The sequence below is a fragment of the Vibrio mytili genome (assembly GCF_000830505.1).
In the GTDB taxonomy this organism is placed as follows: Bacteria; Pseudomonadota; Gammaproteobacteria; order Enterobacterales; family Vibrionaceae; genus Vibrio; species Vibrio mytili.
Genome location: NZ_JXOK01000009.1, coordinates 33,500 through 52,086 on the forward strand (window position 1 = coordinate 33,500; position 18,587 = coordinate 52,086).

The window sequence follows — 18,587 nt, forward strand, 5'->3', positions numbered from 1 at the left end:
ATCTGAGCGTTGGCATAATGAGGCCGATGTCGTAAGAAATTAAAAAAACTCTGATGCAGTTGTACAGCGGATGGTCTGAGGTTAAAGCGGCTTAAGTCGAAGCCAAACACTTTCTTAAGGATAAGCAATTATGTTATCTAGATGCATTGGTGAAAAGATATCCATTAAGCAGATACTTCTTTTATGCTCGATGTTGTCGTTTTCCGCATTTTCGTTTTCGGAAGCCTCAATTCCTAATGTTGCCCTAAAGGTACTGATTATTTCGCCGACGGCAGACACTAATGAAACCACTTCATATGGCGAACTGAATCCAAATTATGCGCGCGGACTGGATGCAATCGACGATATTCTGGATGAGATGGGAGTGCCATACGATGTTCTTGATGCCAGTACTGAAGTTCTAGACTGGGATAAACTGGTCACTAACGGTCAGGGTAACTATAATGGCATCATTCTAACTAATTCATTTCTTTATTACCCAGACGAAGGCAACCCATGGAGCTCTGCCTTTACGTTGGAAGAGTGGCAGTTACTTCATGATTATGAGCGGCAATATAAAGTGCGCGAATCAGTGATGTCTGGAGATCCGATACCATGGTGCTGGGCTAAACAAGATTTAGATCTGGATTACGGTATGCACTATCAGGGAGTAGAGCTTACTTATGATGATTTAACAGCTAGTTGGAATATTCCCTCTGGTTCTACCAATGATAAAGAAGTATTTGAATATGTTAATAGAAACCAGCCTGTAGCGTTGATAGGAGAAAAGTTTCTGGCTACTCCAAGAGACAGTGCTCTCTACTGTAACGCAGACGTGATACTTGATGCGACCGCTACACCGCTGTTAATTGATCAAGCTTCAGGCAAAGCTCTAATATCTAGGGTTGAGTATCCTGATGGGCGAGAAGTACTGCTTTCAACCGTGACAAACTCTTGGTACCTAATCAACTCCCAAGTATTGAATTACGAGTTCCTAAACTTTGCAACTCAAGGAGTATTTATTGGTTCGCGTAAAGTCTATCTGGCAGCTCATATTGATGACATCTTTATCGCAGATGAAATATGGGATCCTGTTTCGAATACGACTCCGGGCAGTTTGAGTTATCGTACAACACCAACAGATATAAACAATATCGTTGATGCCAATGGTCAGTTTGTGAGTTCTCACCTCGGCATCGTATCTGAGTTCAAGCTAGATTTTGTTTACAACGGAATAGGAGCGGCAAGAGCGCCTTTACAATCTCAGCAGGATACTTATATCAGTTCTTTTTATCGACGTGCTGACAACGGATCTCAAGAAACCGCTTATTCATCAAACATTTTCAAAATATATAGGGAACACGCGCTGTTCGATTTTGGTAGTGTCCAATTGCCCTCGGGAATTGATAGTAATCCCGAGGCGGCAAGAGCGATACTCACTATTACTACCGCAAATAATGTTAGCTCACGTTCACCTAGTGGACATGTATGCATGGTAGATAGAGCCTGGGATGAGTCAGCCAACTGGCGAGACAGATTACGGACAGGATCGTGTGTTCCTTACACCTATAAGCCGAGCGCTGGCGCAGATACTAAAGGTATTATCGAAGCTGATGTCACTTCGATTGTAAATCAGTGGAAAGAGTCTGATGGAACTAATAATTATGGATTTCTTGTCAGAGCGAAGAAAAATACTTGGGTTGAGCTTTATACTCGAGAAGCAAATAATGAAAATTATCGTCCAAAACTATATATAGAATATTTGCCTGATTCTCAGCCTTTGACTGATACGATAGTAGATAATAAAGATCATTTCCGCTTTATTAACCATACGCTGACTCACCGAGATATGTATGCTAGTGCTGGTGCGACTTTCGGTATCGCGTTTGATGAAATACACGAAAATTATAATGTTTCGGAGGAGTTAAATTTCCCCAATTATATAAATGATTCAAAAGTACTGGTAACCGGAAACCACTCTGGACTCGAAGATGCCGAAAACTCAGATGGGGAATATTCGCCTGACTTGGTAACTCCGTATCCTCTGGGGTTGAATATGGCGTTTGTTGATGTATTGGAATATCTGGGCGTAGAATATCTTGCATCTGACTCGTCTCGCGAATGTCAAAACAGTGTGCAGTTTTTACCATCAGTACCGGTTGATACTTGCGAGGATCTAGCGTCCGCGCCAAAAAGTAATGTGATGTTATTACCACGTTATCCTACATCGGTGTTTTACAATGTAACGACGCCAGCAGAGTTAACAGATGAGTATAACTATATATTTTATGAACGGTATAAAGAAGATCCTACTTCTCCACTTTATGTAGAAGGGAGACCTTGTGATGAGTACCCAGGATCTATTTGCGAGCCTCGTAACTATGGCGAAATATTAGCAGCTGAAGCAGAAACAACATTACGTCATATGCTGTCGTTCAAACCATGGCCTCATTACTTCCATAGCGCTAATCTTCGTAATTATGGCGGTGGAGATACACTGGTCTATGATTGGCTAAATGCTGTCGTGAATAAATACAATTCCTATATGCAATTGCCAATAATAAATATTGATTACTTAAGTAACGGTGAAATGAGTAAAGAAAAACTGCTCGCAAGCGAAGCCAATGTAAGAGGGGTATGGGATCGAAATGCTAATACCGTTACCGTTACTGCCGATAGTCCTGTAACAGTACGAATGACAGGCCTAGAGAGCAGCGACAATTATGGCGGCCAATATCAAGTGAAAGCTACAGTGGATGAAAACGGTCAGGTATTTACCGTTAACCGCTCACTTGATTAGAGTGTCGTAAGGTTAGTTTTATCAATTTAATAAAACCCCGAAAGCATTCGTCTTTCGGGGTTTTTTTTCAACAAACTGTTTATTTATAAACACAGCAAAGCATTGTTTGTGCCGTATACGCATTGCTTTTCAACGCTATAAAATTAACGGAGTAAATATTATGTGTGGAATAGTAGGAGCTGTAGCACAAAGAGATGTCGCAGAAATTCTTGTAGAAGGTTTACGTCGTCTGGAATACCGGGGTTATGATTCCGCCGGTATAGTAGTGGTAAACAACGAGCATAAACTGACTCGGGTTCGTCGTTTAGGTAAAGTACAGGAGTTGGCACATGCTGTAGAAGCGGAGCAAGTGTTTGGTGGTACTGGTATTGCTCACACCCGTTGGGCTACCCATGGCGAGCCATCTGAAGCTAATGCACACCCTCATATGTCAAGTGATATTGCTGTTGTACACAACGGTATAATTGAAAACCACGAAATCCTGCGCGAGCGTTTACTTGATCGTGGTTACCGATTTGAATCCCAGACTGATACGGAAGTCATTGCTCACCTAATAGAATGGGAGTTGCGCGGAGCAAGCTCTTTGCTTGAAGCAGTACAAAAGACAGCGGGTCAATTGGAAGGGGCGTACGGCACGGTAGTGATTGACCGTAATGATCCATCACGTTTATTAGTAGCACGTTCAGGCAGTCCAATTGTCATTGGTCTGGGTGTGGGAGAAAATTTCTTAGCCTCTGACCAGTTAGCTTTGCTAAATGTGACTCGTCGTTTTATTTACCTGGAAGAGGGGGATGTCGCTGAGGTTACCCGTCGAGACGTGCAAATCTATGATGCCAAGGGCAACCCTGTCGAACGCGAAGTTATTGAATCTAAGGTTGAACAAGATGCCGGTGAAAAAAACGGTTACCGACACTTTATGCAGAAAGAGATTTTTGAGCAGCCTAAAGCACTGACTAGCACCATGGAAGGCCGCATCAATATAGATTCTGTTGTAACAGAAAGTATTGGTGTTAACGCGGTTGAAATCTTGAGCAGAGTCGAACATGTTCAGATCATCGCCTGTGGGACCTCTTACAATGCAGGCCTAGTGGCACGCTATTGGTTTGAAGGTATTGGTGGAGTCAGTTGTGATGTAGAAATCGCCTCCGAATTTCGCTACCGAAACTTTGTGACTCGCTCTAATAGCCTTTTGATTACTTTGTCTCAATCCGGGGAAACTGCCGATACACTGGCTGCAATGCGCCTCGCCAAAGAGCGTGGTTACATGGCCATCATGACTATCTGTAATGTGTCTGGTTCATCAATGGTCCGTGAAGCTGATATTGCTTTTATGACTCGGGCGGGAACCGAGATTGGTGTTGCTTCCACCAAAGCGTTTACTACTCAACTGGTATCGTTATTAATGCTGGTTACTGCTATTGGTAAAGAGCAAGGAAGCATCAATAGTGCTAAAGAAGCCCGAATAGTTGAAGCAATACACGCGCTGCCGATCGATGTTGAGAACGCATTAGCATTTGAGAAACAGATACAACTATTGGCAGAAGATTTTGCAGACAAGCAACACACGTTGTTTCTCGGTCGAGGAGAATACTATCCGATTGCGATGGAGGCCGCATTGAAACTGAAAGAGATTTCTTACATTCATGCGGAAGCCTATGCCGCTGGAGAATTAAAACACGGTCCGTTGGCTTTGATCGATGCTGATATGCCGGTGGTGGTTATTGCGCCTAGCAATGAGCTGCTGGAAAAACTGAAATCCAATGTTGAAGAGGTACGTGCGAGAGGTGGATTGTTGTACGTGTTCGCTGATGAGGAGTCCGGCTTTGAAGAGGATGAACATATGAAAATTATCTCCATGCCGCATGTGAGTGACTTAACCGCGCCAGTGTTTTATACCATTCCGATGCAGCTGTTGGCTTACCACGTAGCCCTTATCAAAGGAACGGATGTTGACCAGCCTCGTAATTTGGCCAAAGCGGTTACGGTTGAGTAGTTGATACAGTGTAACAAATCGGGCATCAATGGCTCATAAGCAATATCGCTGTTGATAAACGTATGTTGGAACAATGGTTAAAGTCTGGCTTTATGGATAAAGGGCTGTTTTATCGCACTGACGAGGGCACGCCGCAAGGGCAAGGAGGGGTTATATCCCCGACCTTGATGCTAATGACTCTTGCTGGGCTTGAGCAGCAAATAAAGTCTACTGCACTCAAAAAGGGTGCAAGAGCCAACTTTATTGGATACGCCGACGATTTCGTCGTCACTTGCGCTTCAAAGGAAGTGTTAGATAACGATATCAAACCGTTGATCGCAGACTTCTTAGCGGAAAGAGGCTTAACATTATCCGGAGAGAAAACGCACGTTACACATATCGAAAATGGCTTTGACTTCCTAGGATTCAATCATAGAAAGTACAAGGGGAAATTGCTCATTAAACCGAGCAAATCCAATACATTGTTGTTCATGAGTAACCTGCGCGAACTCATCAAAAAGCACGCTACAGTCCCCGTGAACGATCTTATCAAACTGATAAATCCAAAACTACGGGGATGGGCTAACTATTATCGCCATTGCGTTGCTAAACAGGTATCCGGATATGTTTGGTACAAGCTATTCTATGCATTAAGGCATTATGGCATTGGGCAGTAAGGCGCCACCCGACAAAATCTAAGACATGGGTAGCCCTTAAATACTTCATCAACCGAAAAGGCCAATGGCAATTTCACGGTTGGCAGAAGATCATGGATATGAATTGTCAACTCAACCTGTTCCAAATAGCCAAAGTGCCGATAGAGAGGCATGCGAAGATCCGAAGTGCAGCTATACCATTTGACCCTCAATACCAAGAATACTTGGCTAAGAGAAAGTCCAAACGGCGAGCTCGTAATTCTTGGAACGAACCTGCTCTCACTGCTTTATAAGTTGCTGGGTATCAAACGATGCCTTCGTGGATGCTTGAGCTTAGTGCAGTGAAAGTTGCACGTTTGGGTTCTTAGAGGGGCGGCACTTGGTAACAGGTGTCGTCTACTCGACCAAATCGTTCTAACCTAAGAGTCAGGACACATATATTTTGTCATAAATTGACCTAATTGGGGTAACGTTAAAGTGGCTACGATACTGATGGAAATTCACACAGGATGAGCTGCGGAGTTTTAAACGACGACATGATTTCTTCCTTTGTGACGAACTGATGAAAACTGGACTTACCAGTCAGCCTCATAATGCGTATAATTTGTTTTTACTTGCGTTGTTTTGTGCTAGTGCTCTCAACACAAGTTTTTCTTAGCGGCAAACCTAGCCTTAAGATATCTTATTAAAATACAACAATAAATAGGTCTAAGATGACAAATTACTACGCTGAAATTACTGGTTGGGGGAAATGTTTACCCCCAGCTGAGCTTTCTAACCATGATCTTAGCACGTTCCTTGATACTTCTGATGAATGGATTCGTACCCGTACTGGAATAGAAAATCGTCGTATTAGCCATGTCGATACTTCTGATTTGGCAACCGTTGCAGCAAAGCATGCACTTGCAAGGGCAGGAATCGAAGCGAGTGAGATTGACCTTATTATTGTTGCGACCTGTTCTCCTGATTCGCTGATTCCAAACATTGCGTCGAAGGTACAACAAAACTTAGGGATTCGCTCTGCGGCGGCCTTTGATTTAAACGCTGCCTGCACGGGATTTGTTTATGGATTAGAAACGGGAACGCGTTTGATTCAGTCGGGCAACTACCGTCATGCCATTATTATCGGCGCTGAACGCCTTTCTTTTTATATTGACTGGGCGATGCGGGATACCGCGGTTCTGTTTGGAGATGGAGCAGGTGCCGTCGTGCTATCAAAAACTGAGAAAGAAACCGGGTTAATTCAGTCGCAAATCGGTTGTGATGCAAAAGGTCGAGATATTCTGGCTGTGCCTGCGTTTGGTAGTAGCATGGATCGCTTTGCAGAAGACAATGGCTTTTGGGACTTCAATTTCGTCGGACAAGAAATATTCAAACGTGCGGTTAAAGGAATGGGGCTCGCAGCTAAAACTGTGCTGAAAGACTCCCAATTAAGTACAGAGCAAATTGATGTTGTGATTCCACATCAAGCGAATATCCGAATCATCCAGACCTTGTGTGATCTTTCTGGTATACCTCAAGAAAAAGCGTTTGTGAACATACAAAATTACGGCAATACCTCTGCGGCCACGGTTCCTATCGCTCTGTGTGAAGCGTTAGAGCAAGGCCGTGTTAACCCTGGCGATAATATGCTACTTGCGGCATTTGGTGCTGGGTTAACTTGGGGGGCTGCTGTACTTAAGTGGGGAGAGCGCGTTACGCCAATCGGAGAAAGTGACGCCACACTGCCTGAATGTGAGCACTCTGCTTTGGTGCTCTTGGAACGTGCAATTACCCTATGTAATCAACGTAATACTATGTAATCAACGTCGCCAACAGAGTTAAGTGAATCAGAAAAGTAATCAAAACAGGGAGCATTTGTTGCTCCCTGTTTTAATTGCCCATGCAGTCTACGTTAAGAAATAAAACCTAGGTTAGACACAGGAAAGTTACGAATATTGGGGAAAACGTATTCAAGTGCAGCGTTATTACTTACCCCCATCCACTGGGCTAACGTTGCCCCCACTTGATCAGCGCCAATTTGTGGAATCAATCGACCTTTAGAATAATCGTCATCCCCATCTAACACCAATTGCGGCCAGCGACCAATCGGCGTATCGCCAGATAACGCTCCTCCTAACAACAGTTGATGTCCCCCCCACCCATGATCGGTGCCATTGCCATTATTGATCATTCTTCGACCAAAATCAGACATCGTAAACGTTGTAACTTGGTTCATCATGTTGATGGTATCCAGCTCACGATACAAAGCTGATAAGTTGGTTGCCAAATCTTCGAGCAACCCCGGGTGTCTGGCTAGTTGAGCATCATGTAAGTCATAACCCGTGTGCTTGACAAAGAATACTTGACGCTGCTGGTTCAAATTACTTTGGCTGGCGATGAGCTTGTACACAGTTTGTAGTTGCTGCCCAAGTGTTGAAGAAGTAAATGACTCTGCATCCTTAATTTGTTCCAATTGCTCCGACAGAATATGACTCATGGTCATCGACTCATTGACCATCAAATGGAAATGCCCGCTAAACAAGCTGTCTTTTTTATTCTCCAGCAGTTTTGCATAAACATCGTTATACATGTTGTTGTTTAGTGCGCTCAATTGCACGGCTCGGTCTTTTTTCAGTATGGTTTGTCGGTACTCCATTGCTCTTAACCAGAGCGACTCACCGTGCACGCTATAAAGCGGTGTGATCTCTGCGTTTGATGACAGTACATCAAGCATCCTTCCTGCCCAGCCTAGGTTTTTACTTTCTTCCATTCCTCCGCGTAGCCAAGACTCCGTTTGAGAATTGTGTGAAAACAGTTGCTCTGGGAGGGGAAGTTTTTCCTGCTCAATATCTTTTTTGGTTAACGGTTGATCCAATATGCCACTGTTTAGCACGATGTTTGCGTTGCCTTGTTGAAATAAGGGCAGTAGTGGTTCAAGTTGAGGGTGTAAACCGAGGGGGACTGTCTTATTTTGGCCATCGACGGCTTTTAGTCCAGTAGGCACGATCTCGTCTTTCGCAACCGCCAACTCTCTTCTAACATTGGCATACTGATTATAGTGTGCGTTTGACATTGGAAGCACCGTGTTAAGCGCGTCGTTGCCACCTTCGAGATAGACACAGATTAACGCTCGAAAATCGTTCGAGGGTGCTGCGAGAGTATAACTAGGAAGGCCGAGGGACGTAACGGCTCCCAATGAAAGTGAACTTTTTAGAAAGTCGCGTCGTGAGATATCCATTCTTCACTCCTAATCTTGGATGTAAAACTCATCATCTGAGATGGCTGCAAAAATAACTAATGACAGTTTTGTGGTAGGTACATAATTGGTTTTGTAGTCATCTAATACATCCAACATGGTTTGCTTAAGTGTCTCTGACGCCGTACCAGCAAAAAAATGTTGATCGACTAGGTTTACTAGAGCTTGGTGGTTATCAAGTTGCGCATAGAACTCGTTAAAATCGAGACTGTACGTATCGTCGCCGCCTCGGCGAGTACTATTGAGCATATAATTGACCAACTCCGTATAAACTGCCCAATTTAAAATTTGGTATTCTGGCGACACCATATTTTCATCCATAAAGGCATTGGAAGGTTGATAATTCGGAGAATAGAAATTGAACACCGAAGGAGAGCGTAGTGGTCCCTGATTGGCCGTATTAAATGCTGTCACTGCAGCATCAAAGCGAGTCCCATTTAAAGAAAAGCCAGCGGCACGGTGGAAGTTAGTCAACACCAGAATCGGTTCTTTGACTTTTATCGGTTTAGTATCAGTGCGTCCGCGAGCTTCTGCATCAAGTAATACGGCTTTGATTACAGCACTTAAATCGCCTTTTTTGCCTTTACCGTTGTTATTGAACACTTTCGCAACTCTGGAGATATAACCCGGACTTGGATTTGATGTGACGAATCGCTGTATTAAACGCTTTGATATGAAAGGAGCCATATTCGGGTGCGACATAAAAATATCGATTACGCGTGAAAGCTCTTCTTGTGCAGTAAGCCCTGCAGGAATTGTCGAACCTAGGATCGTTTTCTCCCCAGAATCGTGAAGTTCAGCTACCGCAGTCATTGGCGTTACGAAGTCATTATCTGACTTGACCCATCCAGTTAATGCTCGTGCCAACTCTTGAACATCATTTTGTGTGTACGTCGGCATCGGTTTACCAGTTGCATCATCAAGTATTTTACTGCCATCGATATTGAGTTGATAAAGACCTAAAGTAAACAGTTGCATCACTTCGCGCGCAAAGTTCTCATCGGGCAATGCGCCTGTGTCAGAATCTGCTTTTGCACTTCCCATCATTGATAAGTAGTTACCCATAACAGGATGCGTTGTCACGTCATAAAGCAAATCTTTGTAATTACCAAACGCATTTTTAACCAACATATCGTAATAATTTGCTAATCCTGCTGCTTTCCCTGACAGTGAACCTCCGTATTGAGAAACCACAACGATTTGACTTAGGGCATACGCCATGCGCTGTCTAAGTTGGTCATCCGCTGTCATGGCGATTTGGTACCAAGCGTTCTCTCGATTGGCTTGGTCACCTTTAGAAAAGGGCGTGTTGTAAAGAGGCTGATGGTAAGTTGGAGTGAGAAGAATTTGTTGGTTTATCCATTTCGTTTTGCCGACTTTTTCAACTTGATTAATCAGCGTAGGGGTGGGGCCAAATGTCGTTTGATAAAGAAGGCGAGCGACGTCGTCATCCGCAAAAGATGGCTTTATATGCCACAGTAATATGACGAATACTCCTAAAATCCGATAAAAAACTCGGCTCTGTATCTCATGTCTCATTGTTGACTCGCTTATCCAAAGAAGGGACTTAAATCCATTTAATATACTCAAGTAACTTCAAGATGCTTGTTCAGCGAGAATGTATTTGCTCTTAACCACGTCGCTGATTTGAATACATAGTTATTCTACGTAAAAAGCAGTAACGCAGCTCAAGAGCGAATAAAACTTGCCCCTATGGAGCTCATCAACGAGCCCATTTCTGTTCTAAATAACGTCGAAAGGGAATCCCATTCCTACCGTTATTTATCTTGAACTGAACTCGTTGATGCAGCTTTGAATCCTGCTTCTTGAGGTCACTGTGAGTATAGAAGTATGAGCTTCAAAAATGTTAATTGTATGGCGAGTATAAAGGTTAGGTACGTGCCACAGAAAACGTCGTTCACAAAATTGGTACTATTTTGGGTAATTTGCATGAGGATGAGAGAGGTGAGTTGTCCTTGTACTGACCTTGGAACAACTCTCCTCAGAATAAATAGACTGGTATGGTATCTGTTTAAATGACGCTACTTTCTCGCCAATTTATGGTGAGCACGAGAGAAGTGATCAGCACAAAATGCCCCAATAATAGAAAGCTCGCCAGCTAAACATAGCGAAGCAGCGACTTCTGAAAGTGCTTTTGCATTACCGTTCCCATGCAGACCAAGGATATCTAAACAGGCTTTTTGAGTGGGTAATCCAGTACCGCCACCCACAGTACCAACCATGATATTTGGTAAGGTGACCGATGCGTAAAGATCGCCATCGTTATTGACCTCAATACGAGTCACACCGACGGCTGATTCCGCCACACATGCTGCATCCTGACCACAGGCAATGTACAGCGCTGCAAGTGCGTTAGCATAATGTGCATTCACACCGATGGTGCCACTGAGTAGGCCGCCAACCGTTGACATGTTGGTAAACTGCATCATGGATTCAGGTGTCGTATGGAGGTATTTTTCAACTAACTGCTTGGGGATCGTGACCTCTGCAGACACCTTCTTGCCACGTACTGAGCGCAGTGCATGAGCGTTGGCTTTCTTATCTCCAGACAGGTTGCCATCCAAAAATGCTTCTGTTGGTTTTATTGGACTTATCGCTAAGATATGGTGAAACACTTTATGTGTCGCGATAGTCACCATGTTTTGGCCAGATGCATCGCCTGTGACATACTCAAATACGAGGTAAACATGGTTGCCTTCAATATTGACATTGATGTCTTTGAGCTTGCCATGCGATGTTGTGGATTCAGCAATATGGCGAAAAGACTCAAACTGAGTGACAACCCAACTGACAAACTGTCCTGCTTCCGCCAAATTATTAAAAGCAAACACAGGAGTACGGCTGACACCTTCACTCAACAACAAAGCACTGGCACCACCTGCGGCAGTAATCAGGTTTGCGCCTCGATTGTATGACGCGACCAAAGCGGCTTCTGTGGTTGCGAGTGGAACGAAGTAATCGTTGTTGGCGTGCAATCCGTTGACACGAAGAGGCCCAGCAATGCCGACCGGGACATTTACGGTACCAATAAAGTGCTCAATATTGTTGGTATAGGATTGGCAATGAGACTGAGTAAAAGGATCAAGCAACAGATCTTTATCTGTGACTTTCTCCAACACTTCCCATCGTTTGGCTAGGTGCTTATCACTCAGCCCAGGGCTCAAGCAAAGGCGCGAATCTGGTTGGTGAAATTTGGGTTCTAATGCCGATTGTAACTTATTGCTGGCCTCACTATCGGATAAGGTAGAGTTTTGAGCGGTATTATCTAGGTTTAATTTCGGCATAAAAACAGTCACTGAAAAATCGAATCAGAGATTGTAGTGATTGTGGCTTTGATTACAATGACCATTATACGTTTTGCAACAAATAGTCTCGCTTATGTAGCTGGATTGTCTGGCTAGCGCCTATTTTCTTAACCACTTTTGCTCTTTTTCCGAGTTGGGCATTTCTTTTATAAGTGTTAGCTAAATGGAACGATTCATAACTAAGCGGGGCTATACAGCCTAGGTACCCCGTTTTTGGGTAGATGAATCAGATTAAGGTGATGTTTGATTGCCCATTCAACAGTGAGCGCGGTTGGGGCAGATAAGCAAACAAGAGTAGGGATAGAGGCTCGAACGGTTTTGTGAATAAGTTCAAGGCTACAACGGCTGGTAACGATAGCAAAACCATGCTGCGGGTTAATCTGACTGTTGGCTAATGCGCCAATGAGTTTGTCTAGTGCATTGTGCCGTCCAATATCTTCTCTGCATGCGACGATGTTTCCTTCTAAGTCGGAAAACAGTGCCGCATGTAGAGCTCCGGACTCACGAGCGGCCTCTTGCTGTTGCGAGACTTTTTCTCTTAACCCAACAAACGCTTCTGCTCGTGGAGGTATCGTTGGCGTTAGAGCTGTGAGTTCTGGCAATGCTTGCTCCAGAGCTTCAACGCCGCATATTCCGCAACCGGTGGTTCCTGCTAGGTTTCTTCTTTGTGTTTTTAATGCCCAAAATGCTCGGTTGGTGATTTCAACCTCAGCGTAATAGGCATCGAGATCACCCCCGATCTCAATGTTTTTGATTTCTTTAAAATGATTCACAATGCCAGTACTTAAGCTAAATCCCCGAACAAAATCATCAAGATGCCCTGGTGTCACCATCATAACGGCTTGGCTAATACCGTTGTAGCTAATGGCAATCGCTGACTCACTCGCTAGAGACGTTTGCTTTTGCATTCGCTCCCCATCAAGTTCTCGGAACGTAAATGTTTTAGGCTGGGGTGGGGCTTGGTTAAAATCTGTTGATTGAAAATAAGATTGAGTTGTACATCTCATGAAATCACCTGTTATCCCTTGTTTGTACCAGACTAGGCCAGCGTGGCATTTGGACTGAGTATGCTTTTGGCTTCAGCGAAACATTGATCCGTCAACGCTGAGAAGGGTGCTTGCTTACGCTTGAGCAAACCTAGTGGGGCATTAACTGATGCATCTTCGATAGGGACAATGCGCAACGTTGTATTCATTTCTTCAAGCCCAGAGTTTAGAGGCATAACGGCGCAACATAGCCCGCTGGTTACTGCTTGAACCAAGTGAAAGGTGGAATTGCTTTCGATGATGGTTTGAGGTACCAGTCCTTTGCTAATAAAACTGACATCGATGGAATGTCGGTAATGCATGCCTTTAGAAAGTAAACCAAGCGGTATGTCATCGAGTGATGACCATGTGACTTTTGATTCCGCAAAGTCAAAGTGGCGTTCATCAAAAAGCACCCCAAGTTTGGTTGGATTCAGCTCTATGACATCAAAATATGCGGTACTCACTTGGTCGACGTAACACATTCCTAAATCGAGCTGATTTCGATTGAGCTGGTCGATGATCTGTTCTGTCGTCATCGACAAAACTTGAAATCTAAGTTCGGGGAAAGCTTGAGCGAGTGGTTTAAGCAGTTCCATCGGGTTTTGACTGGCGAGCGGCACGATACCGAGTCGCAGAGAACCCACAAGTTGACCTCTGCAATTTGCGGCTTCAGCTTGTAAACCATCATGTGCGGCCAATACCGTTTTTGCCCACGCTAAAATTCGTTCACCCGCTTCAGTAAATCCTTCAAAGCGCTGACTTCTGTGAATTAACTCTAGGTCTAACTCTTCTTCTAAACCTCGAATACGCATGGAAAGTGTCGGCTGGGTAATGTTGCACAGTGCCGCAGCTTGACCAAAGTGTTTGGTTTGTTCGAGAGCGATGAGGTATTTAAGCTGCTTGATATCCATGCTGGTGTGTCTTCCACCTTGATTACAAAAGTCACTGGGCTGTTAATGAACAACTCATCGTTGCCTCGTTAACTGTCCGCGGTTAATTGCCCGCGAGAGTCAAATATTAAAACTCGCATTAAATTGATCCAAATCAAGGCTATTCCTGATTTTCATTAGGGTCAAATTCAAACTATCTATAGTGTGATAGATATTGTCTATCATCGTAATGCTTTGGCCTGGTAACAGGTCGTCATCGATTTTGACGCTTTCGAGTAGATAAAACGAATATCAATGATAGGAATCTGCTATCAAAATTGTGATCAATGTCAGACTTAAAGTTGGTGATAGATTTTGTTTATTGCTCGGTAAGGCATATCAATTAGACGAGGGCAAAATAACGACTTAACCTTGATTTAGATCAAGATGCAGCGGTGACTATTGTGACGGGCGCTGAATCTGTAAATAGTGAGCAGGGAAGATTTTAATCTCGACAAGTAAATACTCGGCACGTCGTAGAGTCTTTACTTATTTAGATTAACTCGATCTGTTGACTAGACTGAGTATCGAGGAGTAAAGACGTGAGCCAAAAAGAACAAATAAAAAAATACAACGGACCTGCGGGAGGCTGGGGAGCGCTCAAATCTGTCACCAGAAGCTGGTGGGGAAGTGAGAACGCGGTTAAGAATATTCGCACCATGATGAAGACCAACCAAAACGGTGGTTTCGATTGCCCGGGGTGTGCGTGGGGTGAGTCTCCGAAGCCGGGGAAAGTGAACTTTTGTGAGAACGGCGCGAAAGCGGTCAACTGGGAAGCAACAAATCGATTAGTCGACCCTGAATTTTTCTCTCGCCATAGCGTTTCTTCATTATCCAATCAAACAGACTACTGGCTAGAATACCAAGGCCGAATCACCCACCCAATGAAATATGACTCCACGTCGGATCATTATCTTCCTGTCTCGTGGGACGAGGCTTTTGAACTGGTTGCAAAACACCTCAACCAACTTGATTCTCCTCATCAAGCCGAATTTTACACATCGGGCAGAGCGAGTAATGAAGCGGCTTTTCTCTATCAATTGTTCGTTCGTGCATTTGGTACGAATAATTTTCCAGACTGTTCAAACATGTGTCATGAGGCCAGTGCAATTGGCATGAAAGATACGATTGGTGTCGGGAAAGGAACGGTAATTTTTGATGACTTTGAAGAAGCCGATGCGATTTTTGTCATCGGTCAAAACCCGGGGACGAATCACCCGCGTATGCTTGAACCTTTGCGCGAAGCGGTCAAACGTGGGGCGCAGGTCATATGCTTTAATCCTTTAAAAGAGCGCGGATTGGAGCGTTTTCAAAATCCGCAGATGCCAATTGAAATGCTCAGTAATGGTTCTGAGCCAACCAATACCGCGTATTTACGCCCTGCGCTTGGCGGGGACATGGCGGTATTTCGTGGTATCGCCAAGTACTTATTAGAGTGGGAGCGTGAAGCATTAAAGACAGGCGGTAAAGCGGTGTTCGATCGCGAGTTTATTCAGCAGCACACAATCGGAGTTGATGATTACCTCTCAGAGTTAGATAACACATCATGGGAACACATTGAAGAGCAGTCAGGGTTACCATTGAGCGAAATAGAAACGGTTGCTCGCATGTACCTGCGTGCTGAACGAGTGATCATGTGTTGGGCGATGGGCTTGACCCAGCATCGTCATTCGGTGCCAACAATCAAAGAAGTGGCCAATGTGCAGATGTTACGAGGTAACGTAGGTAAGCCAGGTGCTGGGCTTTCGCCAGTACGTGGGCATAGCAATGTCCAAGGAGACCGAACGATGGGGATCGATGAAAAGCCAACTGATATGTTATTAGACAGCATTGAGCGTCGGTTCCAATTTGAAGTGCCTCGTGGTGTTGGGCACAACACTGTCCAAGCGATTAAAGCGATGGAAGAAGGGCAATCGAAAGTGTTTATCGGTTTAGGCGGTAACTTTGCCCAAGCGACGCCGGACACAGAACGCACACACGAGGCGATGCGCAATTGCCAACTCACCGTGCACATTTCAACGAAGCTAAACCGATCGCATTTAGTCACCGGCAAAGATGCGCTGATTTTGCCATGCTTGGGGCGCACTGAGGTAGACGTTCAAACAAATGGTCCTCAGGGTGTCACAGTAGAAGATACCTTCAGTATGGTGCATATTTCTTATGGTCAACTAGAACCTCGCTCTGAACATTTACGTTCAGAGCCAGCCATTATCGCGGGTATGGCAAACGCGACACTTGGCGCTCATCCTATCGACTGGAATTGGGCCATTGAGGATTACGATCGCATACGTGACTTGATAGCCGATACCATTCCTGGTTTCACTGACTTTAACCAAAAGTTAAAAAATCCGGGTGGTTTCCATCTCATTAACCCTGCTGCGGAAAGAAGATGGAATACCTCAAGCGGTAAGGCACAGTTTAGTTCAAGCGAACTGCCTAAGCAGCTCATCAGTGAGGCTCTATTAGCAAAAGGTGACAAACCAGATTTAATCCTGCAAACCATGCGTTCACATGACCAGTACAATACCACGTTATATGGTCTAAATGACCGTTATCGAGGCGTATTTGGTATGCGTGAAGTGCTGTTTATTAATGAGGCAGACATCCGAAAACTCGGCTTCGAGCCGGGCGATAAAGTGGATATGGTTTCTTTGTGGGAAGACGGTGTAGAGCGCAGAGTGAGCGGTTTTACTCTGGTGGCGTATGACGTTCCTTCAGGGCAAGCTGCCGCTTATTATCCAGAAACCAATCCACTGGTACCTTTGGACAGTTATGGAGACCGGACCTTTACGCCAACTTCTAAGTTCATCGCGATTAAGTTGGAAAAGTCGACATCGGACAAGATAGCGTTAGTTGAATCGAACGCATAATCATTAAAAAACGGCTGTTATCAGCCGTTTTTGGTTTCTACGTTTTTGGTTTCTAAGAGCTAGTCCGCTAGTAAATTCACGCTTTGGCAAACTTGTAAGTACGATAACCACCAATGAGGTTACGTGCTTTAAAGCCATTGTTTACAAGCTGACGATAGGCAACGTTACCGCGTAACCCAACTTGGCAATAGATAATGATCTCTTTGTCTTTTGGCAGCTCGTCCATACGATGACGCAATTGATCGACAGAGATATTGATCGCATCCTTTATAAAGCCAACATTTTCAAGCTCACCTGGGTTACGTACATCGAGTAGCACTTGGTCTTCGGTTAAGGAATCCATTTCATCATAGTGAATTGCTGTAGCATCACCTTTGATGATGTTGTTGGCCACAAATGCCGCTTGGTTGATGACGTCTTTTGCACTGCCGTAAGGAGGCGCGTAAGTCAATTCCAGATGTTGTAGTTGTTCGACCGTCATGCCAGCACGTTGTGCGACAGCCATTACGTCGATTCGCTTATCAATGCCGTCTTTACCAACCGCTTGTGCACCTAAGATTTTGCCAGTCTTTGGATCGAACAACATCTTGAATGACACGACTTCAGCGCCAGGATAGTAGCTTGCATGGCTTGCGGTGTGGACGTAGACTTTTTCGTAATCCATGCCCGCACGTTTTAGCTGTTTCTCATTTTTACCTGTTGAAGCCACCGCAAGGTCGAATATCTTACAAATCGCCGTACCTTGTGTACCTTGGTAAGTTTCTCTGCGACCAAGCATGTTATCGGCAGCCATACGACCTTGACGATTGGCAGGACCCGCTAGAGGAACTAATGTTGGCTCGCCAGTCACAAAATCTTTTTCTTCAACGGCATCACCCACAGCGTAAATGGAAGGATCGCTGGTTTGCATGTATTCATTGGTATAAATACCACCAAGAGAACCAATTTCTAATCCCGCTTCTTTTGCTAATTTGGTTTCTGGGCGAACACCAATAGCCATAATCAGGATATCGGTGGTTAGTTTTTCACCATTGTTAAGCGTAAGCGCCAATTCACCTTCTAAGTGTTGATGTTTTTCACTCTCACCTGCGTCTACGCTGGCCACATGTTCATTTGGAACAAATTGGACAGACTCAAGAGCAACGCCCAATTTCAGGTCAATGCCTTTATCACGGATTTCGGCGTGAGCAAAACCGGCCATTTCGCGGTCAACAGGCGTCATGACTTGGTCAGCCATTTCAATGAGCGAAGTCTTGATGCCTAGCTGATGGAAAGCTTCCATCATTTCTAAGCCAATAAAACCACCGCCGACAACGGTGGCGTGCTCTGGCTTGTTCATCTGGATCGTTTCAATAATTCGATCCATGTCAGGGATATTACGCAGTGAGTGAGTCAACGGATTATCTAGTCCAGGGATCGGTGGAACGATCGGGCCTGCACCTGGGCTAAGTAACAGGAAGTCGTATGTTTCTTCGTATTCAGAGCCATCAATAAGATTCTTTACTGTCACTGTTTTGTCTTGACGGTTTATCGATACCACTTCGTTCATCACGCGTACGTCTACGTTGAAACGCGCTAAAAAACTTTCTGGTGTTTGTAATAACAACTTACTGCGCTCGGTGATGTCGCCACCAATATGATATGGCAAGCCGCAGTTGGCAAATGAGACGAAAGGGCCGCGCTCAAACATGATGATTTCCGCATCTTCACTAAGACGACGAGCACGTGCAGCTGCAGATGCACCACCTGCTACACCACCGACGATTAGGATTTTAGTCATTATTCACTC

Annotated in this window: 10 protein-coding genes and 1 pseudogene; 5 read left to right on the forward strand and 6 right to left on the reverse strand. The window is 44.5% G+C overall.

The genetic code is table 11. The annotated features are described in order from the left end of the window. Nucleotides 1–130 precede the first annotated feature (130 nt). The 4 genes and pseudogenes from SU60_RS20990 to SU60_RS04255 all read left to right on the forward strand — a co-directional run bounded on the left by SU60_RS20990 (nucleotide 131) and on the right by SU60_RS04255 (nucleotide 7,209). The gene (locus SU60_RS20990) at nucleotides 131–2,779 is read left to right on the forward strand and encodes an Agd3-related carbohydrate deacetylase (protein WP_128814605.1); all 2,649 of its coding nucleotides are present in this window, start codon (nucleotides 131–133) and stop codon (nucleotides 2,777–2,779) included. Between the two features lie 160 nt (nucleotides 2,780–2,939). Next, nucleotides 2,940–4,772, forward strand: coding sequence for a glutamine--fructose-6-phosphate transaminase (isomerizing) (gene glmS / locus SU60_RS04245; protein WP_041154472.1), 1,833 nt, complete (start codon nucleotides 2,940–2,942; stop codon nucleotides 4,770–4,772). A 14-nt stretch (nucleotides 4,773–4,786) separates the two neighbouring features. Next, a pseudogene (locus SU60_RS04250) lies at nucleotides 4,787–5,700 on the forward strand (group II intron maturase-specific domain-containing protein); the annotation flags it as partial. Between the two features lie 420 nt (nucleotides 5,701–6,120). Continuing rightward, nucleotides 6,121–7,209: a ketoacyl-ACP synthase III gene (locus tag SU60_RS04255; RefSeq protein WP_041154473.1), complete on the forward strand. Its 1,089-nt coding sequence runs from the start codon at nucleotides 6,121–6,123 to the stop codon at nucleotides 7,207–7,209. A gap of 92 nt (nucleotides 7,210–7,301) precedes the next feature. Here the strand turns inward: SU60_RS04255 and SU60_RS04260 are convergent, their stop codons facing one another. From SU60_RS04260 to SU60_RS04280, 5 genes are all read right to left on the reverse strand, one after another. Further along, on the reverse strand, nucleotides 7,302–8,627 hold the full coding sequence (locus SU60_RS04260) for a DUF1501 domain-containing protein (RefSeq protein ID WP_041154474.1): 1,326 nt from the start codon (nucleotides 8,625–8,627) through the stop codon (nucleotides 7,302–7,304). 9 nt (nucleotides 8,628–8,636) lie between these two features. Then, nucleotides 8,637–10,184, reverse strand: coding sequence for a DUF1800 domain-containing protein (locus SU60_RS04265; protein WP_041154475.1), 1,548 nt, complete (start codon nucleotides 10,182–10,184; stop codon nucleotides 8,637–8,639). 503 nt (nucleotides 10,185–10,687) lie between these two features. Beyond that, on the reverse strand, nucleotides 10,688–11,950 hold the full coding sequence (locus tag SU60_RS04270) for a hydroxymethylglutaryl-CoA reductase (RefSeq protein WP_041154476.1): 1,263 nt from the start codon (nucleotides 11,948–11,950) through the stop codon (nucleotides 10,688–10,690). 200 nt (nucleotides 11,951–12,150) lie between these two features. Then, entirely contained in the window at nucleotides 12,151–12,978 is an 828-nt protein-coding gene (gene fdhD / locus SU60_RS04275; RefSeq protein WP_041154477.1) for a formate dehydrogenase accessory sulfurtransferase FdhD, read from the reverse strand. Nucleotides 12,979–13,010: 32 nt separating this feature from the next. Continuing rightward, nucleotides 13,011–13,910, reverse strand: a complete 900-nt coding sequence (locus SU60_RS04280; RefSeq protein ID WP_041154478.1) for a LysR family global transcriptional regulator AcsS — start codon at nucleotides 13,908–13,910, stop codon at nucleotides 13,011–13,013. Nucleotides 13,911–14,470: 560 nt separating this feature from the next. On the opposite strand from SU60_RS04280, the gene SU60_RS04285 reads away from it, so the two are divergent. Continuing rightward, nucleotides 14,471–16,798, forward strand: a complete 2,328-nt coding sequence (locus SU60_RS04285; protein WP_041154479.1) for an FdhF/YdeP family oxidoreductase — start codon at nucleotides 14,471–14,473, stop codon at nucleotides 16,796–16,798. Nucleotides 16,799–16,874: 76 nt separating this feature from the next. Here the strand turns inward: SU60_RS04285 and SU60_RS04290 are convergent, their stop codons facing one another. Next, nucleotides 16,875–18,578 carry an FAD-dependent oxidoreductase gene (locus SU60_RS04290; RefSeq protein ID WP_041154480.1) on the reverse strand — a complete coding sequence of 568 codons (1,704 nt, stop codon included), beginning with the start codon at nucleotides 18,576–18,578 and terminating at the stop codon, nucleotides 16,875–16,877. Nucleotides 18,579–18,587 lie beyond the last annotated feature (9 nt).